General features: G+C 42.1%; 19 protein-coding genes. 14 read left to right on the top strand and 5 right to left on the bottom strand.

The features are described 5' to 3' along the window. The first annotated feature begins 2 nt into the window (after positions 1-2). Positions 3-1,349, top strand: coding sequence for a TadE/TadG family type IV pilus assembly protein (locus tag IUZ65_RS13205; RefSeq protein ID WP_195704159.1), 1,347 nt, complete (start codon positions 3-5; stop codon positions 1,347-1,349). Between the two features lie 34 nt (positions 1,350-1,383). Beyond that, the gene (locus tag IUZ65_RS13200) at positions 1,384-2,052 is read left to right on the top strand and encodes an OmpA family protein (RefSeq protein WP_195704158.1); all 669 of its coding nucleotides are present in this window, start codon (positions 1,384-1,386) and stop codon (positions 2,050-2,052) included. A gap of 137 nt (positions 2,053-2,189) precedes the next feature. Here the strand turns inward: IUZ65_RS13200 and IUZ65_RS13195 are convergent, their stop codons facing one another. Beyond that, positions 2,190-3,278, bottom strand: coding sequence for an ABC transporter ATP-binding protein (locus IUZ65_RS13195; protein WP_195704157.1), 1,089 nt, complete (start codon positions 3,276-3,278; stop codon positions 2,190-2,192). A 331-nt stretch (positions 3,279-3,609) separates the two neighbouring features. On the opposite strand from IUZ65_RS13195, the gene IUZ65_RS13190 reads away from it, so the two are divergent. The 5 genes from IUZ65_RS13190 to IUZ65_RS13170 all read left to right on the top strand — a co-directional run bounded on the left by IUZ65_RS13190 (position 3,610) and on the right by IUZ65_RS13170 (position 12,215). Continuing rightward, positions 3,610-4,530, top strand: a complete 921-nt coding sequence (locus IUZ65_RS13190; RefSeq protein WP_195704156.1) for a carbohydrate ABC transporter permease — start codon at positions 3,610-3,612, stop codon at positions 4,528-4,530. Next, positions 4,530-5,381, top strand: a complete 852-nt coding sequence (locus IUZ65_RS13185; RefSeq protein WP_195704155.1) for a carbohydrate ABC transporter permease — start codon at positions 4,530-4,532, stop codon at positions 5,379-5,381. Before IUZ65_RS13190 ends, IUZ65_RS13185 begins: the two co-directional genes overlap by 1 nt. 199 nt (positions 5,382-5,580) lie before the next feature. Next, positions 5,581-6,807 (top strand): ABC transporter substrate-binding protein, encoded by a 1,227-nt coding sequence (locus tag IUZ65_RS13180; protein ID WP_195704154.1) that lies wholly within the window; start codon positions 5,581-5,583, stop codon positions 6,805-6,807. 152 nt (positions 6,808-6,959) lie between these two features. After that, positions 6,960-9,071: an alpha-galactosidase gene (locus IUZ65_RS13175; protein ID WP_195704153.1), complete on the top strand. Its 2,112-nt coding sequence runs from the start codon at positions 6,960-6,962 to the stop codon at positions 9,069-9,071. Between the two features lie 12 nt (positions 9,072-9,083). Then, entirely contained in the window at positions 9,084-12,215 is a 3,132-nt protein-coding gene (locus IUZ65_RS13170; protein ID WP_195704152.1) for a beta-galactosidase, read from the top strand. Positions 12,216-12,653: 438 nt separating this feature from the next. On the opposite strand, the gene ptsG is transcribed toward IUZ65_RS13170, so the two are convergent. Continuing rightward, entirely contained in the window at positions 12,654-14,042 is a 1,389-nt protein-coding gene (gene ptsG, locus IUZ65_RS13165; RefSeq protein WP_195704151.1) for a PTS glucose transporter subunit IIBC, read from the bottom strand. A gap of 410 nt (positions 14,043-14,452) precedes the next feature. Here ptsG and IUZ65_RS13160 point away from each other — a divergent pair, with 410 nt between their 5' ends. The 7 genes from IUZ65_RS13160 to galM all read left to right on the top strand — a co-directional run bounded on the left by IUZ65_RS13160 (position 14,453) and on the right by galM (position 22,754). Next, entirely contained in the window at positions 14,453-15,178 is a 726-nt protein-coding gene (locus IUZ65_RS13160; protein ID WP_195704150.1) for a response regulator, read from the top strand. A gap of 73 nt (positions 15,179-15,251) precedes the next feature. After that, complete coding sequence (locus IUZ65_RS13155; RefSeq protein ID WP_231363614.1) at positions 15,252-16,688, top strand: ATP-binding protein; 1,437 nt, start codon at positions 15,252-15,254, stop codon at positions 16,686-16,688. Between the two features lie 44 nt (positions 16,689-16,732). Further along, positions 16,733-17,977, top strand: coding sequence for an ABC transporter substrate-binding protein (locus IUZ65_RS13150; RefSeq protein WP_195705115.1), 1,245 nt, complete (start codon positions 16,733-16,735; stop codon positions 17,975-17,977). Between the two features lie 267 nt (positions 17,978-18,244). Continuing rightward, positions 18,245-19,255 (top strand): UDP-glucose 4-epimerase GalE, encoded by a 1,011-nt coding sequence (galE, locus tag IUZ65_RS13145; protein ID WP_195704148.1) that lies wholly within the window; start codon positions 18,245-18,247, stop codon positions 19,253-19,255. A 62-nt stretch (positions 19,256-19,317) separates the two neighbouring features. Next, a complete protein-coding gene (locus IUZ65_RS13140; RefSeq protein ID WP_195704147.1) occupies positions 19,318-20,373 on the top strand; it encodes a UDP-glucose--hexose-1-phosphate uridylyltransferase in 1,056 nt (351 codons plus the stop codon). Positions 20,374-20,489: 116 nt separating this feature from the next. Next, complete coding sequence (gene galK / locus IUZ65_RS13135) at positions 20,490-21,641, top strand: galactokinase (RefSeq protein WP_195704146.1); 1,152 nt, start codon at positions 20,490-20,492, stop codon at positions 21,639-21,641. A gap of 27 nt (positions 21,642-21,668) precedes the next feature. Continuing rightward, positions 21,669-22,754, top strand: a complete 1,086-nt coding sequence (galM, locus tag IUZ65_RS13130) for a galactose-1-epimerase (RefSeq protein WP_443083744.1) — start codon at positions 21,669-21,671, stop codon at positions 22,752-22,754. 97 nt (positions 22,755-22,851) lie between these two features. On the opposite strand, the gene IUZ65_RS13125 is transcribed toward galM, so the two are convergent. From IUZ65_RS13125 to IUZ65_RS13115, 3 genes are all read right to left on the bottom strand, one after another. Continuing rightward, positions 22,852-23,265, bottom strand: coding sequence for a C-GCAxxG-C-C family protein (locus IUZ65_RS13125; protein WP_195704144.1), 414 nt, complete (start codon positions 23,263-23,265; stop codon positions 22,852-22,854). Positions 23,266-23,297: 32 nt separating this feature from the next. After that, complete coding sequence (locus IUZ65_RS13120; protein WP_195704143.1) at positions 23,298-24,296, bottom strand: substrate-binding domain-containing protein; 999 nt, start codon at positions 24,294-24,296, stop codon at positions 23,298-23,300. Between the two features lie 273 nt (positions 24,297-24,569). Next, positions 24,570-25,703 carry a glycerate kinase gene (locus tag IUZ65_RS13115; protein WP_195704142.1) on the bottom strand — a complete coding sequence of 378 codons (1,134 nt, stop codon included), beginning with the start codon at positions 25,701-25,703 and terminating at the stop codon, positions 24,570-24,572. Positions 25,704-25,713: the final 10 nt, after the last annotated feature.

The following is a 25,713-nucleotide window of genomic DNA, read 5'->3' as shown; positions in this document are numbered from 1 at the left end:
TTATGCGTCCTATACAAAAACAAAAAGGTGCCGCTGCTCTAATGTTCATACTGGTATTGGTCCCAATGTTGGGATTCTTTACCATAGGAACGGATGGCGCTTTAATGATGCAGAATGATGCGCGCCTTAACGATGCGTTGGAGGCCGCGAGCCTAGCCGTCTCCGCCGCCAATGATCCGAACGATGATGATGATGATGGTGTCGATGATGGAAAGTTCGGAATAGGCAGTAGTTTTAACCAAACTTTAGCCAAAGCCTATATTTCGGAGTACATGAATAAGGATCTGAAAAGTATTTCATCGGTGAAAATTGCCAAATTGACCTGTGAGGATATTCCAGAATGTGTCGCTGGGATAGAAAAAGGCGAACCTAGATTTTTTGAATACCAAGTTACTGCAACAACCAATCACGATGTGGTCTTTGGTACCGAGTATAGCAATGTAGATAGCTATAAAATTACATCTAATGGGAAATCACGTAAATATCAAAATCATGCTGTTGATATCGTTTTTGTATCCGATTTTTCAGGTTCTATGCGTAGTTCTTGGAATGGTGGTTCAAGGAAAAAATATTTGGATCTGGTAGATGTTATTGATGAAGTAACCGTTGAGCTTGCAAAATTCAATGGTCTGGTCAACATGGACGATAATACTGTCGGTTATGTTGGGTTCAATCGTTATACTCGAAGGTTTGTGTCATCTACAAAACTTTCAAGAAGTAAATATATATGGTTTGGTAACAGAGAACGCTGGATAACTCGTGGAACCACTGTTATTGAGTTGTGTGTATACAATCAACTTTATGGAAGTAACTGGACTAAGGCTGTCAATAACATATTTGTTGAAAAATCATGTCGTTCTACAAGGAAACGTTTGGTTTTGGGGAAAGAATATAACAGTGATGGCGATGATGCCTATTTTTATGATGTTGAATTGACCTCTGATTTTTCAGCATTTAATAACACGATTTCTTCGTTTTCTCCAGATTCTGGCACCTCATCATATCAAGGCTTGATACGAGGTGCTCAGATCGTGGCAAAAGGCGATAATCCTCGTAGATTGATCATAGTGTTGTCAGATGGTGATGATAATAGTTCATCGACAACCTCAAGCTTAGTTAACGCAGGAATGTGCAGTACTATCCGGGACACGCTCGATGCGAAAGTAACGTCCAGCGGAGATGATGTGACATCTAAAATCGCCGTCATTGGTTTTGATTATAATGTAAGTGGTAATACTGCGCTTCAGACGTGTGCTGGGACGGACAATGTATTTAAAGCGCAAAATACGAATGATATTTTAAACAAAATATTAGAGTTAATTAGTGAAGAAATCGGACATCTAAAATAATTAGGGTTAACTGGATAAATAAATGGAAATGCATATGAGCAAAAATAATAAAAATACCACCCTAGCTTTTCTTGTTATGGTATCGAGCGCATTAATTACAAGTACTGTCTACGCGAATGAGCAAGTGAATAATGAGATAAAGTATTTTTGTTCTAAATTAGATATAAATACAGAACAAACAGTCTCTATTGGTAAAATCCGCCAAGTTAACTTAAATAGGGGATCATTTTCTCTCGTTGAATCCCAAAGTGATTTTCAAGTGACTTTAGAAATGATTTCTAGTGAATTAACCAACATGGGTGTTGATCCAGAATGCGCCGAATACCTAATGACACACAGCCGCTTGCAGGGTTACGAGCAGGGCAACGTGATGGCACGTGTCTATTTTGACTTTGATAAGTTTAACCTTACTGATGAGTCGAAATACATACTTGGTGCCGTGGCGAATGTGGTCAAGCAAAACCCATCTGAACTTATTTTAGAAGGACATACCGATAATACGGGCTCGAAGGACTATAATTTTGCCTTAGGTTTGAAACGTTCAGAAGCGACTCAAAATTATCTGCTTAGTCGTGGAGCTGAAGGTGATAACTTTGTTATTGCTTCGAAAGGTGAGGGCGAACCTATCGCTGATAATAAAACGTCAGATGGTCGTAAGAAGAATAGACGTGTCGATATTGTCGATGAGTCGCCGGTAAACTAAGAATTTGTGAAAATAGGAAAAACGCAGCCTAAGTGCTGCGTTTTTTTATCGCTGGTTTTAGTGTGTACTTTGGTAAAAAAGACGAACCAAAAGGGTTCGCCTAATCAATGCATAAAGAAAATACCATAGAGTGACTTCTAGTTACTCGTGATACAAATTTCGTCAGCGTCAAATAAGTGCACATCAGATGCTGCACAGCTTAATGCAATCTGTTGGAAACTTTTCACTTCTTGATCGCCAGGCAGATGAACCTTGAATCCGTCCATACCAGAAGATTGACCAAACATATAAGTACTGTTGCCTAAACGTTCTACCACTTCACTTTGGAAGGTCAACTTAATATCTGCCTCTTCGTTAATGAGTAGGTGCTCTGGGCGAATACCAAAGATGATGGCATCACCAACGGTCAGCGGCTTCTTGGTGAAAGGCACAACAAACTCAGTATCATCATTTGCTTTTAGCGTTATGTTTTCCGCTGTTACTTCGGTTACTGTTGTTGGTACGAAGTTCATTCTAGGGGAGCCGATGAATCCCGCAACAAAGAGGTTACCTGGGCGGTGATACAGGTCTAGTGGTGAACCTACTTGCTCGATACGACCATCCCTTAACACAACAATCTTGTCTGCTAGTGTCATTGCTTCTATCTGGTCATGTGTCACATAGACCATGGTATTTTCGAGTTCTTGGTGAAGTTTTGCTATCTGTAGACGCATCTCTACACGCAACTCAGCATCAAGGTTAGACAGGGGTTCATCGAATAGGAAGACTTTAGGATCTCGTACTATTGCTCGACCAATCGCAACACGTTGACGTTGGCCTCCAGACAGCTCTTTAGGTTTACGCTTACGTAGGTGATCGAGTTGAAGCGTTTTCGCCGCAATATTAACTTGCTTCTCGATCTGTTCCTTCGGCACACCATTCATCTTCAAACCGAAACCCATGTTGTCTTCAACGGTCATATGAGGATAAAGAGCGTATGATTGGAACACCATTGCTACGCCACGATCTGCAGGATCCACATCGTTAACGAGAATATTATCGATGCTAATTTCACCCTCAGTTATTTCTTCCAAACCAGCGATAAGGCGTAGTAGCGTTGACTTGCCACAACCTGATGGCCCAACAAATACAACAAACTCGCCACTTTCTATTTCTAAATCAATACCGTGGATAGTTTGTACGTCACCAAAACGTTTAATGACTTTTTTTAGCGTAATGTTTGCCATTACTGACTCCTTTGTTACTGCTTGGCTGAGTGTCTATTTGCATGAATTCTGCAATTCGTACTTTAATTAGTATAAAACATACCCGTTCTGACAGGATTTGTTAGTAATGAAATTTGAATTGTTGATCTCAGTCATATTTATTACATGAATTTAAGTTAATTTTGTGGAAACGTTTACAAAAAGACATCTTGGTTGTGCAAATTTTTGGCCTAAGTTCTATGATTAACTGGTAAGCGGTCGTGAATAATAGCTATTAACCCTATTTGAAGATTTTTAATTAGGCCTTCGAACATAGTCATTACGCGACATAATTAGTGGGAGTGTCGGACAAATGGAGCCTTCAGTGAAAACGATCTACCCAGAGAACCGAATGCCTTCGGTAAGTAAGAAAAGGCGCATCAGTTCAAAATTGTCACCATGGCTGTTTCTCGCACCAGGTTTGATAGTTTTCTTGATATATGTGGTTTACCCGATCCTTAGCAGTATTTGGTTAAGTTTCTACGAATGGGATGGACTTGGTGAAAAGGTTTGGGTTGGTTTCGCTAACTACCAAGAGCTTTTTAATTCTGAAGCATTTTATACTGCGCTAAAGAATAACGTATTGTGGTTAGTCTTCTTTATGTTGGCCCCACCAATCGGTTTAGCTATAGCACTGTTTTTGAATCAGCAAGTGAGAGGTATCCGTGTTGTTAAATCACTTTTCTTCTTCCCATTTGTAATCTCACAGGTTGTTGTGGGTCTGGTTTTCTCTTGGTTCTATGATCCAAACTTCGGTTTGTTGAATATTGCTTTTGGTTGGTTTGGTATGGAGCCAATCTCCATTCTAGCGGATGAAGACTTAGTCACCTACGGTATTATTGCTGCTGGGTTATGGCCTCAAATCTCTTATTGCATGATTCTTTACCTCACTGGTTTAAATAATTTAGATCCAGAGCAATTAGAAGCTGCACGCCTTGATGGCGCGAAAAGATTTAAGATGCTTTGGTACGTCGTTATTCCACAACTGAGGCCAGCGACCTTTATCGCTATTGTTGTAACGGTTATTGGTGCACTTCGCTCGTTTGACCTTGTTGCAGTAATGACGACAGGTGGTCCATGGGGCAGCTCTACGGTTCTGGCTTACTTAATGTATGAGGAATCTATCTTTAACTACCGCATGGGTTACGGTGCATCCGTTGCTGTAATGCTGTTCTTAATCATGGATATTTATATCGCTTACTTCTTGTGGCGTATGTTGAGGAGTGAAAAATAATGTTTCCAAAACCGATTGAAAAGTCTGGGCGCTTTGTCAATATAAGCTATCGAATAGCACTGCCTATCTCTTTAATGCTGTGGCTACTACCGCTAGCAGCGGTAATGATGACATCAATTCGTTCACTTGAAGATATAAACACAGGTAACTATTGGGGAATGCCAACAGATATCCAGTTTATCGCAAACTATTCTCAGGTTTTTACTCAAACTCCTATGGGGCAATATCTAATTAATAGCTTATTAATTACATTGCCTGCTGTTGCAGGGGCAGTAGCGCTATCGACGCTCGCTGGATTCGCATTGGCCAAATATAAATTTAAAGCAAGCATTTGGATATTTGCTCTATTTATCGCGGGTAACTTTGTACCATTTCAGATCCTTATGATTCCTGTGCGTGATATCACTATTGCGTTCGGGATCTATGATACTCACTGGGCGTTGATATTCTTCCATATCGCCTTCCAGTCGGGTTTCTGTACTCTGTTTATGCGTAATTTCATCGTTGGTATCCCGGATGCCTTGATTGAAGCGGCGCGCGTTGAAGGTGTGAGTGAGTGGAAGATTTTCTGGCACATTGTATTGCCACTCGTTCGACCGGCTTTGGCTGCGCTTGCTGTACTTGTATTTACCTTTATTTGGAATGACTTTTTCTGGGCATTGGTACTCGTACAAAGTGATGAAGTTCGTCCTGTAACCGCAGGCCTTAGTGCCTTGAAAGGGCAGTGGACAGCATCATGGCAATTCGTGTCTGCCGGAGCGGTTGTCGCGGCAATACCTCCAGTTATATTATTCTTTACTATGCAACGCCATTTTATCGCCGGATTAACTTTAGGTGCTACTAAAGGGTAACGAATAACAGCGACTTAGTAAGCAAAATGACTAAGCCGCTGTTTTGGTTAAAGCACTTAATAGAGATTGAGTTTAATGAACCACTGTTCTAGAAAACATAATCGACATTAACCCCTTAACAAAATTGAGAAATAAACTAAAACTATAATTAGTCATCGGACCAACCTAAGCTACGGCTTAATTAAAAAGGACCTCAATAATGAAATACGTGAAACATATTGCTACCTCTGCAATGCTGACGGCCTCATTATCAGCAACAGCTTTTGCAGGCGAACTCGTCATTAACTCTGATCAAGCCGACCCTGCACCTAAAGCGGCGTGGGCAGAAATCATCAAGCTTTTTGAAGCTGAAAACCCTGACATCACAGTCAAATACAATCTATACGATAAAGAAGCGTATAAAACGACCATTCGTAACTGGTTGGTAACGTCACCACCAGATGTCGTTTATTGGTACGCGGGTAACCGTATGAAAACTTTTGTTGACCGTGGCTTGATCGAAGATGTCAGTGATATCTGGCAAGAGCAAGGCATGATGCAGGATTTCAAATCGGCTGCACCAGCAATGACAGTAAATGGTAAGCAATACGGTGTTCCTTACACATACTACCAATGGGGTGTTTACTACCGTAAAGATCTTTTTGAAAAGTTCGGTATCTCTGAGCCAAAAACCTATGACGAGTTAAAAGCAGCAGCGGCGACACTGAAGAAAAACGACATCGCCCCTTTTGCTATCGGTACAAAGTATCTATGGACTGCAGCGGGTTGGTTTGATTATCTCAACTTGCGTACTAATGGCCTAGACTTCCACATTCAGTTGATGGACGGAAAAGTAGCGTATACGGATGAGCGAGTTAAGAAAACATTTGAAAATTGGAAAGAGCTTGTAGAGCCAGGTTATTACCTAAAAAACCATGCATCTTACTCTTGGCAGGAAGCACAACCATTCCTTTATAATGGTCAAGCGGCAATGTACCTCATTGGTAACTTTATTGCGCCTAACTTCCCAGCTGACGTGAAAGACAAAATGGGCTTCTTCCAATTCCCAGTGATCGATCCTGCTGTTCCAATGGCAGAAGACGCACCGATGGATACTATCCATATTCCATCGAAAGCGAAGAACAAAGTAGACGCACGTAAATTCCTTAAGTTTGTGTCTCAACCTGAAATCCAAAAGCTTGTTAACGACACCATGCTTCAGATCCCTACCAACAGTAAAGCAACGACGGTTGATAACGAGTTCTTGAATATTGGTGTGAAGATGCTTGCTGAAGCTGAAGGTACCGCACAATTTTATGACCGCGATACAAGTCCAGCGATGGCTAAAGAAGGCATGAAAGGCTTCCAAGAGTTCATGGTTAAACCTGAGCGTCTAGATGCAATTCTTAAGCGTCTTGAAAAAGTACGTCAAAGAGAATTTAAATAGTCTCTTGCTAGAATAATGTAATGGAAGAACAAGCCGCAGCTAGCATAGCTGCGGTTTTTCTCTTCGTTCTATATTCATTGGACTAGTCAATTAAAGCGGGTATCTAGCTTAAGTTGCTTATTCCAATTGATATAACTATTAGGCGATTGAATATGAACACTATTCATCTATTTAGTGCGAACACTAGCGTTGTTATCCTCTCGACACCGGCGCCTCAAATCCTATATTGGGGACAGAGACTCAACCACCTTGACGAAACCCTTTCCCTGTTAACTGAACGCGCTGTCTCTCAGGCGCGTCTTGATATCGATATTCCCATTACATTGTGCCCAGAAAGCGGTCGTGGCCTTTTTAGTTCGGCAGGATTAGAAGGGTTTAGAACCAGTACGGATGGTAGAAACCTAGATTGGGCTCCCGTATTCGAAACAACAGAGGTTGAGTCGAACAATAGCAGCGCACGTTTTGTTTGTGTTGATGATATTGCTAAGTTAGAACTGTCCGTTGTTTTACAACTGGATAAATCCGGTGTGTTACGTAAATCCTTATCAATTAAAAATCTAGCTCCAGACCCTTACCATTTGAACCGCTTGGTTAATACCTTGCCGCTACCGCATAGAGCAAATGAAGTCATGAGTTTTCATGGTCGATGGAGTCGAGAGTTTCAAACACAACGAGTGTCAATCGATCATGGCGCTTTTAGTCAAGATAATCGGCGTGGTCGAACTTCCCATGAATATTTTCCAGGGATGATGGTCGGAAACAAAGGTTTCTCAGAACAAACGGGCGAGGTGTGGGGTTTCCACTTGGCTTGGAGTGGTAATAACCACCTGAGGTGTGAGACGAAGAGCGATGGTCGGCGTTTTGCGCAATTGGGTGAATTGCTTATCGCTGGCGAGGTATCTCTTGGCAAAGATGAACGTTATAGCACTCCTGAATTGTATGCCTGTTATAGCGATATGGGGCTAAACGGCATTCGCAGTCAATTTCATGATGTTGTGCGAAGTAAAATATTAGCGTTCCCTAATAAGACGCTAAGACCTGTTCACCTTAATACGTGGGAAGGGATCTATTTCGAACACGATCCTGACTACATTAAGCAGATGGCAACAGAAGCAGCGAAAATCGGTGTTGAACGTTTTATTATTGATGATGGTTGGTTCATTGGTCGTGATGGTGAAAGAGCCGCGCTTGGGGACTGGTTTTTAGACAAGAAAAAATACCCAAATGGATTGGAACCCGTTATCGAGCACGTGAATCAACTTGGTATGGAGTTTGGCCTTTGGGTTGAACCAGAAATGGTGAATCCAGATTCTAATTTATTCCGTAAACACCCAGATTGGATGTTAGGTATTGATGGTTATGATCAACCAAGTGGTCGATATCAATACTTGCTAGACCTGCAAAATAACGATTGTTTTACCTACCTATTTAACTGTTTAGACGCACTGTTGACGGACTACAACATCGGTTATTTCAAGTGGGATATGAATAGAGAATTGGTTCAGCCTGCCCATGAAGGTGTTCCCGCGGCCAGCGGACAAACGAAAGCTTTTTATCGTCTAATCGATGAACTAAGTAAAAGGCACCCGACAGTTGAGATTGAATCTTGTTCATCTGGAGGTGGTCGAATTGATTTTGAGGTATTGAAAAGAACGCATCGATTCTGGACCTCGGACTGTAATGATGCGCTGGAAAGACAAACCATTCAAAAAGGGATGAGTTACTTTTTCCCACCAGAAGTGATGGGTGCACATATTGGTCCTTATGAAAGCCATACTACACGACGTCGACATGATATTAATCTGCGTGGCATAACAGCACTCGGCGGCCATATGGGCGTCGAATTAGACCCTGTTAAAGAAAGCGAAGAAGAAAAGTCGCTTTTTGCGCATTATATTGAGTTGCATAAACGTTTTCGCTCATTGTTGCACTCAGGCGAGGTCTTCTATCTAGATTCTGTTGATACGACTCGTAATGTATATGGTGTGAAAAATACCGATGAAATGTTGCTAACGGTTTGTCAGCTTACTATGCCAGATTACGCAAACGCAGAACCAATTCGCTTTGCTTATCTAGAGACAGAAAAACAGTATTTAGTCGAGGTAGTTGATTTTCCACAAGCGAGTAAAAAGCTTAATAAGGTAATGCCATCATGGATGGATAAACCTTTAGTGTTGAGCGGCGAATTACTCAATAAGATTGGTTTAACGATGCCAATTCAAGATCCAGAAACAGCAATGCTTATTAGTATCAAGGCTGTATAGAGGAGCAGAATTATGGTTACATTTGAAGCGCTAATTGCTCGCCGTGATTGGGAGAACCCCCAGTCTTTTCAGGCCAATCAGTTAGAGGCACATAGCCCACTTAACCACTTTATTAGTGTGGAAGATGCGCTCGTGAAACAAAACCAATCCAAAGTCAGTTTGAATGGTGATTGGAGGTTCAAGTTATTTGCCAAACCAGAATTAGTAGCGGCCAATTTTATTGACGAAAACTATGACGATGCGTCGTGGAATCGAATAAAAGTACCGAGCAATTGGCAATTGCAAGGTGACGAGTTAAACACAATGGAAGGCTCAAAAGATGGGAGGCGAGACAATCCCATCTACCTTAATATTAAATATCCATTTGAAGTAAACCCGCCATTTGTTCCTCAGGATAATCCGACAGGCTGTTATCGTACTCAATTCGAAGTGAGCGCGGCGGATTTGGAGATGCAGACCAGAATCATCTTTGATGGTGTGAATTCAGCCTTTCATTTGTGGTGTAACGGTGTTTGGATTGGTTACTCTCAGGACAGCCGCTTGCCAGCAGAGTTTGATCTTTCTGACTATCTTAAAGGCGGTTTGAATACGTTATCGGTCATGGTCATTCGATGGAGTGATGGTAGTTATTTGGAAGATCAGGACATGTGGTGGTTAAGCGGCATTTTCCGTGATGTGACGCTCTTGTCTAAACCTAAAACCCATATAGCCGATGTATTTGTCACGCCGAAACTTGATGCTTGTTTTAGAGATGGTTTGATAGAGACAGAGATTAGCTTAGCAAATCCAAGTAAAAATCAGGTACGAATACAGCTGTTTGATGGGTCGAAAGCGGTATCAGAACAAGTCGTTGGTACGATACAAAATCGTATCGTCGACGAGAAAGGTGGATGGGATGACAAAGTCTTCTTATCTGTTGGTGTTAAAGAACCAAGACATTGGACTGCCGAGACACCGAACCTGTATCGATTTGTTGTTACATTACTAGACGTACACGGCAATATTGTTGATGTAGAAGCCTATGACATTGGCTTTAGAAATATCGAAATTAAAGATGGTCAGTTGTTGGTTAACGGTAAAGCACTGCTTATAAAAGGAGTGAACCGACACGAGCACGAACAAGACAACGGTCATGCTATCGGCGAAGAAAGTATGATTGCCGATATCAAACTGCTTAAGCAATCTAACTTTAATGCGGTTCGTACAGCGCACTATCCAAATCACCCTCGGTGGTATGAGTTGTGTGATGAGTACGGGCTGTATTTAGTGGACGAAGCCAACATTGAAACCCACGGTATGTTTCCGATGGAACGTTTGTCGGCGAATCCACTCTGGAGCGCAGCCTATATGATGCGCTTTACTAAACTTATTGAGCGTGACAAAAACCATCCGAGCATTATTATTTGGTCATTAGGGAATGAGTCTGGCCATGGTGGTAGTCATAATGCTATGTATGCTTGGGCCAAAGATAGAGACCCATCTCGTCCAGTACAATATGAAGGTGGTGGTGCCGATACCACTGCGACTGATATTATCTGTCCAATGTATGCACGTGTTGATCAAGATCAGCCATTTCCAGTGGTACCAAAATGGGCCATTAAGAAATGGATTGGTTTGCCGGGTGAGAATAGGCCTTTGATTCTGTGTGAGTATGCACACGCAATGGGTAACAGTATCGGCAGCTTCAATAAATATTGGGAAGCGTTCCGTCAATACCCTCGTCTTCAAGGTGGCTTTATTTGGGATTGGGTTGATCAAGGGATCACGAAAATAGACGAAGACGGTAATGAATACTGGGGCTATGGCGGGGATTTTGAAGATAAAAGCAATGATCGTCAATTCTGTATCAATGGTCTAATCTTCCCAGATAGAACACCACACCCGACGCTTTTTGAAGTGAAGTATTGCCAGCAACCTTATCAAATTGAATGGCTATCGAGTGAAGAGAAAGGGCTGTCTATTATATGGAAACTTAACGTGACCAATGAGCAGCTTTTCCAATCAAGTAGTGATGATGCCTTTATGTGGACGCTTTTAGAAGACGGAATGCCTGTCTCTTTAGATGCGTCTACACTAGATATTCCAGCGGATTCAAGCCAAGAGTGGCAAATCAAATGCGACTACACATTAAAATCAGGGTGCGATTACTACCTTAATATCGATGTAAAACTAAGCTCTGATAAGCCTTGGGCCGACTCGGGTCATGTTATTGCAACAGAGCAGTTTAAAGTTGCTAACAAGAATAGTTTAACTATTGCTGAAGCTCCTAATTGTACAACTGAATTATTGTTAACTGATGAACCTACCTCTTGGAAAGCTCAAGTGGCAACAAGTGAGTACGTTTGGAACAAGCAAACAGGCGAACTTGATGGCTGGTCAAAAGGTGGCATTTCATTTTTAGCTGGTTCGGTTAGAGACAACTTCTACCGTGCGCCGTTAGACAATGATATTGGCACAAGTGAAGCTGATTTTGTCGACCCTAATGCACCCGTTACGCGTTGGGGAGAAGTGGGCGTAGGATGTTGGGAGAAAACCTGTTTATCTGCTCACCTAGAAAAAATAGGGTCTACCGTACAGGTAACGAGTCGATTTGCTTATCGATTCCAAGATCAGCTAATGGCGATAACGAAATGGGTATTTACGCTGAACCCATCGGATGAGTTGACGCTGGATATTGAAGTCGATGTTAGCGAGCATCTGCCGCCGTTACCACGAATTGGTATTGAAATTGCGCTGAATCCAGCGATTGTAGACCCTGATGTGACTTGGTATGGCTATGGTCCGTTTGAGAACTACCCAGATCGCCTTTCTGCAGCGCGTGTAGGTTACTATAAAGCACCAATTGATAAGATGTTTACTCCTTATGTTTTCCCTTCTGAAAGTGGTTTACGGTGTAATACAAGCCACATTGAATTGGGTAAACTTAAAGTCACGGGTAAGTTTAATTTTACTGTGAATCAGTATGACCAGTTTAAGATCGCCGCTGCAAAGCATCCGAATGAACTAGAAAAGGAAGACGCGGTATATCTTCGTATCGATCATAAGCATATGGGGGTGGGCGGTGATGATTCATGGAGCCCTAGCGTCCATAAAGAATTCTTGATTGAAAATAAGCATTTTCGATACCAAGTTACTTTTTTTTAGATGTTGAATGGTCTTATTAGAACCCTCCATAATGGAGTAATGCTGTTCACTTAAGACATCAAACTCCGTCATCCTAACGAAAACTTACCTGTTTTCACGAAAATCGACGTCATCCCCATGAAAATGGGGATCTAACATCACCAAGATTCCCGTTTTCACGGAATGCTGTTCGGTTAAGATTATTTAAACCTGTCGTCCTGACGAAAATTGACCTATTTTACGAAAACCAACGTCATCCCCATGGAAATGGGGATCTAATACCACCAAGATTCCCGTTTGCACGGGAATGACGATGACTACTTTGTCTTAAATTACTCCCTAGTGGAGCGCTTTTTATTGTCTAATGTATTGGTAAGGGTTGTGGAATTGAATAGTACTGTTTATAAAACAAAAAAATCCCGAGCAATTGCTCGGGATTTTAATTTAAAGGAGAAAGGATTAAATTAGTGCTTCCATTTGACCTTTAATGATTTCAGAGTGCGTACCAAATACCGCTTGGAAGTTATCACCTCGAGTGAATACACCTGCAGCACCTAGTGCTTTCAGCTTATCAGTGTCAACAAGTTCAGCATTGTTAACAGTAACACGTAGACGAGTGATACAAGCTTCTAAGTCTTTAATGTTTTCTTTTCCGCCGAATGCTACGGTGATGTCTTTTGCTAAGTCATCGTTACTTGTATTCGCTTTAACTTTCGCTTCACTTTCATCTTCACGACCTGGTGTTTGCAGGTTAAACGCTTTGATTAGGAATACGAAGACAGTAAAGTAGATTGCCGCGTATACAAGCCCTACAAGTGGTAGCATCCAACCGTTTGTTGAGTGACCAAACAATAACGTGAAGTCAAACAAGCCATGGCTAAACGTTGTACCGTGTTTGATGCCAAGTAAAATCATTACAACAAATGCAGAACCAGCTAACAGTGCGTGAACAACATACAGTAATGGTGCAACGAATAAGAAAGCAAATTCGATTGGTTCAGTAATACCTGTTAGGAATGAAGTCAATGCAGCAGAACCAAGGATTGAAGCAACAACCTTTTGCTTATCGCTTTTAGCCGTTACATACATGGCTAGACATGCTGCAGGTAGACCAAACATTTTAAACATGTAGCCACCAGCTAGGTTACCAGCTGTTGGGTCACCTGCTAGGTAACGAGGGATCTCACCACGAACGACTTCGCCAGCAGCTGTTGTGAACTCACCAACTTCGTAGAAGAAAGGTGCATTCCAGATGTGGTGCAGACCGAAAGGAATAAGAGAACGCTCAACGATACCGTAAATACCGAATGCAACTTCAGGAGACTGGTATGCAGCCCACTCTGAGAATGTCGCAATGCCAGCACCGATTGGTTGCCAAACAACCGCAAGGATTGCTGCAACAATACAAGCTGCTAGAGAGGTTACGATTGGTACAAAACGTTTACCACCGAAGAAACCAAGGTAAGTAGGGAGTTTGATAGTGTGGTAACGGTTAAACAGCTCAGCTGCCACCAGACCCATAATAACACCACCAAATACACCAGTATCGGTGCCATCTGCAACAACACCAAGTACGCGAGTCATTGTTAGGTAACCTAATGTTGCTGCAAGTGCTGCAACACCATCATTTTTTGTAAAGCCTAAAGCAACACCAATAGCGAATAGAAGCGCCATGTTTGCAAACACACCCAGACCAGCCTCGGTCATGACTTGTGCTACGATATCAGGTAAGAATTTTGCTACTTCTGAGTTACCACCAATACCGAGTAAAATACCAGCTGCTGGCATACAGGCAACAGGAAGCATTAAGCTGCGACCCATCTTTTGCATTGTACTAAAAAAGTCCATTAGAACCCCCGTTCAATTTTATAATAGAATATTAATTTCATGACTAGATATGAGTAAAATTAATATAGTTATTTATTCAAATGTATTAATAAAAGGGAGCGAATATATATCGCATAAATTTAAATTAATTAATCACATTTGAATAAGAAATATGTTTTCTGTTTACGGGGAGTATATTAATTGGTCGCGACTATTATTAAAGAGGTTACTGTCACGCCCAACGTAACAAAACGTAACAGAGTGCAAGGGTTAGTAATGCCGAGGTAAAAATGTGCTAAATTCAAGTTACAAACATGAAAATGGCACTTTCCTATAGAGAGTGTTTAGTTATTGCTTTAAAAATTTATTACGATTATATAGAGATACGTTGTGATAACCCTACAGCACACAATAATAGAAGGATGAGATTTATGTATGCAAACAAACGAATACTTGTTGTTGATGATGATGAGGAAATTCGTGACCTTCTTGAAGAATATTTAACAAGAGCTGGATACAGCGTCATTTTGGCATCCGAAGGAGAAGAGATGAAGCGCCGATTGCTTGAAATCGAGCCGGACCTAATCTTGTTAGATGTCATGATGCCAGGTGATGATGGCTTCACATTGTGTCAATACGTTCGTAAATCTTCTAATGTCCCTATTATTATGCTGACAGCGGTCTCTGATGAAACGGATCAAATCGTCGGGTTAGAAATTGGTGCTGATGATTACGTCGCAAAACCGTTCAGCCCACGCCAACTTACGGCGAGAATCAAGGCGATGTTACGTCGGACTCAAACGATGGAAGTGGCAACTGAAAAGCATAAACCAAAATCTATCCAATTCGCTCGTTGGAAACTCCATGTTCAGTCTCACACGCTAACAAACCTTGAAACCAATGATGAGTTTGAATTATCAGGTAAGGACTTTACTCTATTGATGTTATTTCTGGAGAATCCCAATCAGATATTAGATAGGGACACTATCTCTCAAGTCATCAAAGGTCGAAACGCCTTACCGACGGAGAGAGGACTTGATGTTCAATTATCTCGCCTGCGCCAACAACTTGGGGATAGTGGCAAAAAACCAAAGTTAATTAAAACGATGCGCGGCGACGGGTATATACTTTCTGCCGATGTGATATATGAAGATTAACCTGTCTAAGCGTAGTCGGAATATAAGTAAACTCGTTGGTGTATACGAAATTATACTCGAAAAGTGTGCACCCATTGTGCCTCGTTCACTAGTTTCTCGAACCTTATGGTTAACCTTATTGTCGGTAATACTTGCCCAACTTATTGCAACGACTATCTGGTATACCCAATCAAAAGATAGAGAGATAGAAGGGCTGACATCGACCGCGACCAGCATGGCAAATAACTTTGCTTCAACCGCAAATTTTTTCCAGTCGTTGCCTTTAGAATATCGGCATATGGTATTGAACCAGCTAAGAAATATAGGTGGAACTCGATTTTTCGTTTCGTTCAATGAAGAAGAAATAATCATTGATCCTGCACGTCGGGGTGAAATGAAAAACGTCACCGTCAACGTGGTGAAAGACGTACTGGCAAAGAAACTAGAAAAACTCAGTGATGTGAATGATGTGAAAGTGGAGTTCTCTAGGCCAGAAAATCTGCATGTATTAACCAATGATACACTACTTGGTGATCTGCCTAAATCTTGGGCTCATTACACACTCATACTGGAACCGCTTAACCCGCCTATTTTAGTAGTGCAGATACGATTGGCTGAAAATGAATGGCTTTATATCGCCGCCTTGCTTCCTGCTCCATATGCTTTACTTGAAGATGAAGTCATCTCCAATCAACAGATGTTTTTCATCTTCTTTATTACGGCGTTGCTGATGACGTTTACCTACACTATGGTTCGTAGACAGGTTAAGCCTTTGAAGAACCTCGCCAAAGCGGCGAACGCTTTAAGCACCGATATAAACCAACCCCCTTTAATTGAAGAGGGGGCAAGTGAGTTAGTGACGGCGACACGAGCATTTAACCGTATGCAGGAAAGCCTTAAAAAACACATTGATGATAGAGAGCGACTATTTACCGCTATTTCCCATGATCTAAAGACACCGATTACTCGACTGAGAATTCGTTCCGAACTTATTGAAGACGATCAGAGAGGATTAAAATTTAACAGAGACTTGGATGAATTAGAGCTTATGGTGAAAGGGGCTCTACAGACGGTAAAAGATACTGATATACATGAGAACTTAGTGCAAGTTGACGTCGTCGACATGCTAGAAAGTATTGCTGAGCAGTATAATACTCACGAGCAGCGTGTTGTCTTTACCTCATTAAATATAGAACCACTAGTATGCAAACCACTGGCTTTAAAAAGATGTCTTTCCAACCTTATCGGCAATGGTGTGAAGTACGGAGATAAGGTGACTGTTTCCGTGAGCGATGAAACGGACTTACTACGAATCATTATTATTGATAAAGGTCCAGGGATTCCTGAATCAAGAATGGAAGACGTATTTAAACCCTACTTCCGTTTAGCAAAAGACAGTGAAGGACATGGATTAGGCCTTGGGATATCCAGAAGCATTATTAATTCACTTGGTGGCCAATTGGTCATGTGTAACCGAGAGGAAGGCGGTTTACAAGTACAGGTAGACTTACAAAGAGCAACATTAAGATGACAAAAATTCTAGATTTATTCAACGTACGACAGATCGTCAAAAAAATGGTGTTCTCATTTTTGTCGCTTATTTTCGCGATGTTATCCGCCTCATTAACCAATGCGAGTGAGATCGAGGTTTTGCATTGGTGGACGTCAGGAGGTGAAGCACGCTCGGCTGAATTGCTAAAACAGGGTGTTGAAGAGAGAGGTCACGTTTGGAAAGATTTCTCCGTTGCTGGAGGTGGTGGGCAGAGTGCGATGATGGTATTAAAAGCACGAGCGGTATCCGGAAATCCACCTACATCGGCGCAGATAAAGGGATTTGATATCCAAGAGTGGACAAAATTAGGCTTTCTTACCAGCTTAGATGAAGTGGCTAAAGAAGATCAGTGGGACTCTCTATTACCTAAATTGGTTTCTGACACCATGAAATACAAAGGGCGGTATGTGGCCGCACCGGTGAATATTCATAGGGTGAACTGGTTATGGATAAATCCAAAAGTGATGGAAAAAGTCGGCGTTCCTATCCCACGTACACTTGATGAATTTTTTGTTGTGGCTGATGCTATAAAAGCCGCAGGATATATTCCTTTAGCCCACGGTCGACAGCCTTGGCAGGACGCAACAGTATTCGAATCAATTGCTATTGCTATCTTAGGACCTGACGATTATTACAAGGCATTTGTAGAGTTGGACTTAGGTGTATTGTCGAGTAAAAAAATGGAGCAAGTATTTACGGCATTTAAAAAGATGCGCACCTATATCGATGATAAAGCGTTAGGTCGAGATTGGAATGCCGCCACACAGATGCTGATGAATGGTGAGGCTGCAATGCAGCTTATGGGGGATTGGGTAAAAGGAGAGTTGACGGTAGCCGGAAAGGTCGCTGGTAAGGATTACCTTTGCATTCCTGCGCCGGGAACCGAAGGGATTTTTAGTTACAATATAGATAGCTTTGTGTTCTTTAAATCGCATGACCCGTCTCGAGGGCAAGGGCAAAAAGAGCTAGCAAAAACGATCATGTCCAAATCCTTTCAAGAAGCGTTTAACTTCAGTAAGGGGTCGTTACCGGCAAGAACGGATGTGTCTATGCAAAGGTTTGATGATTGCTCATTTAAATCCAAGACGGCCTTTACTATGGCGGAAGGGAGCAAAAATTTATTGCCAAGCTTTTCAGCGGATATGTCCACAACCAGCTACATTCGAGATGCCATGATAGATGTGATCAGTGAGTTTTTTAACGATGAATCAGCCGACCCCAAAAAGGCACCAGAAAGGTTAGCACGAGCAGTGAAAGCCGCTATGTAATTTGTATAGCGTTATTAAGTCCTCGATCTACCGCTATTTGGCCAATAGTTTGAAAATCTGAATTGCGATAAGATTATTTAAGTCTAAGTATGTTGCTTGGACTTTTACATTTTTTGTGGAAACGTTTACACACTTTGATTTTGATCACAGCAAGGGAGGCAGATTGCCTCTACACTGCATACATATTCTATATATAGGCTCATTTTTAAAAGAGCACTTATTAGAGTTTAATTTTATTCGCGAAATAGTGAAGATAGAGAGGCTAATGTGAAAGTTTTAGTTACTGGTGGCATGGGTTACATAGGAAGTCATACGTGTGTTCAAATGTTGGAAGCAGGCATTGAGCCAATTATTCTTGATAATCTTTGTAATAGTAAAACAACAGTCCTTAACCGAATTGAAGCTCTTACCAATGTACGCCCTATGTTTTATGAAGGTGACATTCGCGATGAAGCATTTTTAAATAAAGTTTTTTCTGAACACAAGTTTGATTCTGTCATTCATTTTGCAGGATTGAAAGCCGTTGGTGAGTCCGTAGCAAAACCGCTTGAATATTATGACAATAATGTAAATGGTTCACTTGTATTGGCTAGAGCCATGCGAACTGCCGGTGTGAAAAGCATTGTGTTCAGTTCTTCTGCAACCGTATATGGCGACCCTGAAGTGGTGCCAATTACAGAGGATTCTCCTGTTGGGGCGACAACAAATCCTTATGGTAGTAGCAAATACATGGTAGAGGGAGTGCTAACTGACTTCTTCAACTCGCAACCTGATTGGAGTATTACGTTACTTCGCTATTTTAATCCAGTTGGTGCACATCCGTCGGGAACCATGGGGGAAGACCCTCAAGGGATTCCTAACAATTTGATGCCTTTCATCGCTCAAGTTGCTGTTGGCCGTCGTGAAAAATTGTCTGTTTTTGGTGCTGACTATGCCACACCGGATGGTACGGGTGTCCGTGATTATATCCATGTGATGGATTTAGCCGATGGTCATATCGCAGCGCTTAATTCAGTGGGTAAGAAATCAGGTTTGCACATATACAACCTAGGTACAGGCAAAGGTTCTAGTGTGCTGGAAATGGTAGCCGCGTTTGCTCAAGCGAGTGAAAAATCCGTACCTTACGAACTGTGTCCTCGCCGTCCCGGTGATATCGCTGAATGCTGGGCGAGTACCGCTAAGGCAGAAAAAGACCTTGGTTGGAAGGCGACTCGTACTGTAACGGAGATGACTGCTGATACGTGGAATTGGCAATCGAAGAACCCACAAGGTTACTAATAAAATCTAAAACTAGGTGCTCTAACGAGTGCCTAGCTGCCAACAAATTATCGAGAACGTGTATGTCTGAAATAAAATTCAATCCAATTGATCACCCTCATCGCCGTTACAATCCTCTCACTGGCCAGTGGATTTTGGTTTCTCCACATCGAGCAAAGCGCCCTTGGAGTGGTCAAGATGAAAAGCCCGATACAGCGGAACTCGCTCATTACGATGAAGATTGTTTTCTTTGTGCAGGCAATACTCGTATCTCTGGCGATAAGAATCCAAATTATGAAGGTACGTACGTATTCAGCAATGATTTCGCCGCATTAATGATAGATTCACCCGATGCACCTGAATCCGAAAATCCGTTGTTTAAAACACAAGGTGTACGTGGTCTTAGCCGAGTGATCTGCTTTTCACCTGATCACAGTAAAACACTGCCAGAACTTCCAGTGAACGAAATTCGTGGCGTAATTGATACGTGGAACGAACAAATTGAAGCGTTAGGTAAAGAGTATCTTTGGGTTCAAGCTTTCGAAAACAAGGGCGAAGCAATGGGGTGTTCTCAGCCGCATCCACATGGTCAAATATGGGCAAACAGCTTTCTACCTAATGAAATTGAACGTAAAGAGAAGAATCTTAAAGCGTATTACGAAGATCAAGGAACCAATCTTCTGGTTGATTATGTTCAAGCAGAAATGAAAGACGGTGAACGAACCGTTGTTGAAACAGAACACTGGATTGCCGTTGTTCCTTATTGGGCAGCATGGCCATTTGAGACAATGTTGCTTCCCAAAACACACATTCGTCGTATGAGTGAATTGAGCGACGAACAACGTGATGACCTGGCATTGGCAATTAAAAAACTTACTAGCCGATATGACAACCTATTTGAGTGTTCATTCCCCTACTCAATGGGGTGGCATTACGCCCCTTTCTTTGAAGAGGGAACGGATATAGAACATTGGCAACTTCATGCACTGTTTTATCCTCCTTTGTTGCGTAGCGCATCAGTGCGTAAATTTATGGTTGGCTATGAAATGCTGGCGGAGTCTCAACGTGACCTTACCGCAGAGCAAGCAGCTCAAAGACTGCGAGATTTAAGTGACGTGCATTTTAAAGAGCAGAAGTAATCGATCTGTTCTATTAAAACGAAAGATCAAAAACGAACGGTAAAGAATTATGGTTCTCAACTTTCTGCGAAAGTTGGTGCGTTGAGAGTCAACCCAAAATGAAAAGAGAAAATACTATGACGACATTATCTAACAGTGTGAAAGCTTCATTTAGCCGAGTGCTAGGTTATGAAGCCACACACCTCATTCAGGCACCAGGGCGAGTAAACCTTATTGGTGAGCACACAGATTATAATGATGGTTTTGTGCTTCCTTGCGCAATTAATTATCAAACGGTTGTCGCCGCAGCAACGCGAGATGACAACATTATTCGTGTCGTTTCTGTTGATTATGATAATGAAATCGATGAGTTTGATCTCACTGAAGAGATCCTATTTCAAGAAAACCGTATGTGGGCAAACTACATTCGTGGTGTAGTAAAGTGCTTGAGAGGGCGTGGATATGAGTTCAAAGGTGCCGATATTTCTGTCAGCGGTAACGTCCCTCAAGGCGCTGGATTGAGTTCTTCTGCTGCACTAGAAGTTGTTATTGGTCAAACATTTAAAGAATTATACAAATTAGATATTAGCCAAGCTGAGGTCGCACTAAACGGTCAGCAAGCAGAGAATGAGTTTGTAGGCTGTAATTGCGGCATTATGGACCAACTTATTTCAGCCGAAGGTAAAGAGCACCATGCACTGCTCATCGATTGTCGTTCACTTGAAACGCAAGCCGTTTCGATGCCAACGGACATGTCTGTGGTTATTATTAATTCAAACAAGAAACGTGGTTTAGTCGATAGTGAATACAATACTCGTCGTGAACAGTGTGAAGAGGCAGCCCGCGTATTCAATGTGAAAGCATTGCGAGATGTCACTATCGAACAATTTGAAGCTCGTGAGACAGAGTTAACCCCAGTAGTGGCTGATCGGGCTAGACATGTTATCACTGAAAACGATCGCACTGTAGAAGCCGCTAAGGCTCTTAAATTGGGTGACATGAAGCGTATGGGAGAGCTAATGGCCCAATCTCACGCTTCTATGCGAGACGACTTCGAAATTACTGTTAAAGAGATTGATACTCTGGTAGATATGGTTAAAGAGGTTATCGGCGATAAAGGTGGTGTTCGTATGACTGGCGGAGGTTTCGGTGGTTGTATCGTAGCACTTATACCACCCGCTCTTGTTGATAACGTTAAAGAAACAATACAAGAAAAATATGAAGCAGCAACGGGTCTCAAAGCGTCTATCTATGTGTGCCAAGCAAAAGATGGCGCAGGACTAGTTTAGCCGCAATACTAAGAATAAAGGTAATCAATAGTCATGGCTGACACACTAATTGAAACAATGACGAAAGAGGCTGCCTTTGATGGGCACCCAGCGTCGTTAATCAAAATTGAAAACAAATCTGGAATGACCATTACCTTGATGGACATTGGCGCAACATGGCTTAGTTGCGTTTTGCCTATTGGTAATAAAGGTCGAGAGGTGCTTTTAGGTACCTCAAATATGGAAGACTTTAAAAAAATGTCTTCTTATATGGGCGTAACCGCGGGCCGATTTGCCAATCGTATCGCGCTAGGTCAGTTTGAGATCGACAATAAAAAATATCAAGTTCTGACTAATCAAGCTGGAAACGCCCTTCATGGCGGTCCAAATGGGTTCAATGCAAGGCGTTGGAACGTGGCTTCTCAGGGATCCAATTATGTTCAGTTTAACTTAGTATCACCAGACGGAGACCAAGGTTTTCCAGGTAATCTGGATGTCTTTGTTACCTATCAGTTGACCGATGACAATCAGGTTGTCATCAGCTTTAAAGCGTCAACAGATAAAGCGACGCCTATCAATCTTACTAACCATGCTTATTTTAATCTGCAAGGTGAGTCTTCAGGTAAGGATTGTAAATCATACGCTTTGCAAATAAACGCAGATCGCTATTTGCCAACCAATGATGTTGGTATTCCGCTTGGTGCATTAGCGCCAGTCATCGGTACGGGTTTTGATTTCAGAGCAGCGAAAACGATAGAGCAAGATTTGTTAGCAGACGAGCAACAACAACCTGCTAACGGATATGATCACTCTTTCTTTTTAAATCCAGAGTGTCGTACTGGTGCGTGTGCAGCAACCGTCACTACAGTCGATAAGAAAGTAGAGATGAGAGTATATACGAACAAGCCCGCTATTCAGCTATACACAGGGAACTGGCTTGCCGGAGAGAAAGGACGTACAGGTAAAGCGTATCCTGCCTACGCTGGTGTCGCATTAGAAACTCAGTTTTTACCTGACTCACCAAATCACCCTGAGTGGGAGCAAGAGAGTTCGATCTTACGTCCCGGAGATGAATACAGTTATCAAACTCGATATGGATTTGAGTTTGGGGCACAATTAAAACGCAGTAATTAATTTAGAATCCCACGAAAGTGGGATTCTTTTTTGTCATTAGTCGTAAAATTGGGTCTGTGCGGGTAAGTGTTTATGATTTCGACAGTGTAAATCGACATTACTCTTTTGGTTGAGGGAGCATTTCTATTTCGCGAAATTCTCTTGCTGTGACATATTCTGAATTCTGTTTGTCTATTTTGTGTATGTGTTTTTCGGTTAACTCAGCGGCTTTACTAACAAAACCACGACAACCACATTCGGATTTCTTAATGTCGCTACATAGTGTAGAGCCAACAACACCTAAGAATTCTTGTGACAGCTGGTTAGAATGTTCACCTTCGCCAAGTAAAATGATGGCTGAGTAAAGTGCGCCACATGTCCCTTCTCTAGCTCGCCCACCCCCAGCCACAACAGCTGAACGAATAACCTGTTCAGACATACCTGATTCTGGTTGAAAGGCTTTCAAGACGGCCTGTGCGCAATTGTAACCTTCTTCTCCGTGAAAATAATCTGATGCCCGTTTGCTTTTCATCGTTATCCCTCCGCTAGGCCAATTAACCGGAACTAAATTTTTACCACTGACTCTCTACGGACGATCGTAGGGGAGAAGCGATTCGCTTCCGGTTCGATATTCTCTTTTTTTGCAAGAGAGAGAGAAAGTCGAGCCGCTTTTTCCGCCATTAACTTAATAGGATAGCGTATCGTTGTAAGTTTTGGGTGAATATAGCGAGCGATTAACCCATCATCGAAGCCTACAATAGACATCTCTTGTGGCACTTTCATTCCGTTTTCTTCAAATATCGAGATAGCACCTGCAGCCATGTAGTCGTTGTAAGCGACAACGGCCGTAAAATGGACTGATTTAGTTAACAAGTTTGTTGCTGCATACTCGCCACCTTCACTATTAGGCTCACCGTATTCAATGTGGCTTTTGGTTGCCACCAAACCATTATCTTTCATCGCGGCTAGATAGCCTTCGACTCGTTCCTCGACATCTTCGATTGCATGTGATGAGGTGATACAGGCAATTTTAGTATGACCATGACGAATTAAAAACTCAGTGGCTAAATAGGACCCTTTACGGTTATCTAAAGAGATACATCTATCAGCTAGTTCGGGAATATGTCGATTGATAATGACCATTCCGGGAACTTCATTAGCAAAGTCGATCAGTTCTTTATCGGTTAAACTTTTAGCATGGATGATTAAAGATTCGCAACGGCTATTGATCAAAAGCTCAATAGATTCTCTTTCAAGTTTTGGGTCGTGGTAACCGTTACAAATAAGGATATGTTTACCATGATCCTGAGCAACGTTATCAATGGCTTTTACTGCCGTGCCAAAAAAAGGATCGGATACGTCAGAAACGAGTACACCAACCGTGTTTGTAGTCTGATTGACAAGCGCTCTTGCGTTAGCATTGGGTCGATAGCCTAACTTGCTCATTGCTGCTTTTACGCACTCTACAGAGGCTGCACTCGCTTTAGGAGATTTGTTTATTACCCTTGATACTGTCGCAACAGAAACACCTGATTCTCTTGCTACATCTTTGATTGTTGACATACGTCACCTCGATTGCATCCGTTTATAATTAAACAATGATAGTGGAACTAACGCAATGCGGAGTGTCGCATAATCAAAAAGTAGTAGGTAACATGTTGTTTTTTAGGTTAATGTTTTCGTGTAAACGTTACACTTCTATGATTCTATATGATTGATGTAGAAGACAAAATAGTGAAATACCGCCCAAATAGGCGGTATTTTTTAGTGAATGCATTCAGCAAAAGCTATAGCAATATAAAAATGTAATTGCTCACAAAGCTACTTCGCTTAATATTACTTCGTTATATTCCACGTTCTAGCCACGTTTTCAGCTAGATTTGCCAGATTGACTTTTGCTTCTATGAAGGCAGTGGCTAAGTCAAAAGGCCTTGGGATGGCGACAAATACAGCATCAATACCGTAGTCGTACACCGCTTGATAGTCTTTGCCGACACAGCCCGCTATTGCGATCACGGGGATATTGGTTTTTTTCGCTTCTTGTGCAACTCCCATCGGGGTTTTTCCGTGTATGGTTTGCCAGTCAATGCGACCTTCGCCAGTAATGACTAAATCTGCACCCAGTACCTGCTTTCCTAGTTCAACGGTTTCCATCACAATATCAATCCCTGGTTTTAGTTTTGCAAAGGTAAAACCTAGCAAGGCGCCCCCCATCCCACCAGCAGCACCTGCGCCAGCGACATCGATGATGCTTTTGCCTAGTTGTTGCTGAACTTTTTCACCAAAGTTGCGCATTCCCGCATCGAGAAGCACCATATCTTGCTCCGTTGCCCCTTTTTGTGGACCAAATGTTGCCGTAGCACCGTGTTCTCCACAAAGAGGGTTGTCTACATCACACGCAACTAACACCTCGCAATTTATAAAGCGAGGATCTAACTCCGAGTTATCGATAGTGGCAATTGAACCTAACCCAGCACCGTTAGGCTCAATACGCTGACCTTTGCTGTCAAAGAACTTAACACCGAGCGCATCCAACATACCGATACCACCATCATTAGTTGCGCTGCCGCCTAAACCAATAATAAGTTTCGTTGCACCGTTATCTAATGCGTGAAGAATTACCTCACCGGTACCATAACTAGAGGTGAGCTTCGGGTCACGCAAGGCGCTTTCAACATGGTGTAGGCCGCTAGCGGCTGCCATTTCAATAGCAGCGGTCTTACCGTCGCCCAAAATGCCATAGAAAGCGTCTACTTTTTTCTGTAATGGCCCCGTGGCAGTAAGCTCAACTATTTTTCCTTGAGTCGCATCCACCAGAGACTGTACGGTTCCTTCGCCACCGTCGGCAACAGGCACATGTATGATTTCAGCTTCTTTCCAGACGCGACGTAGGCCATTCTCAATAGCTTGACAAACTTCTTTTGCAGTTAGGCTTTCTTTGAATGAATCTGGTGCGATAACGATTTTCATTTTATTTCCT

The organism is Vibrio sp. VB16, from assembly GCF_015594925.2.
Classification (GTDB): Bacteria; Pseudomonadota; Gammaproteobacteria; order Enterobacterales; family Vibrionaceae; genus Vibrio.
The sequence above is the reverse complement of the archived record's forward strand: the minus strand, read 5'-3'. Positions and strand labels throughout refer to the sequence as shown.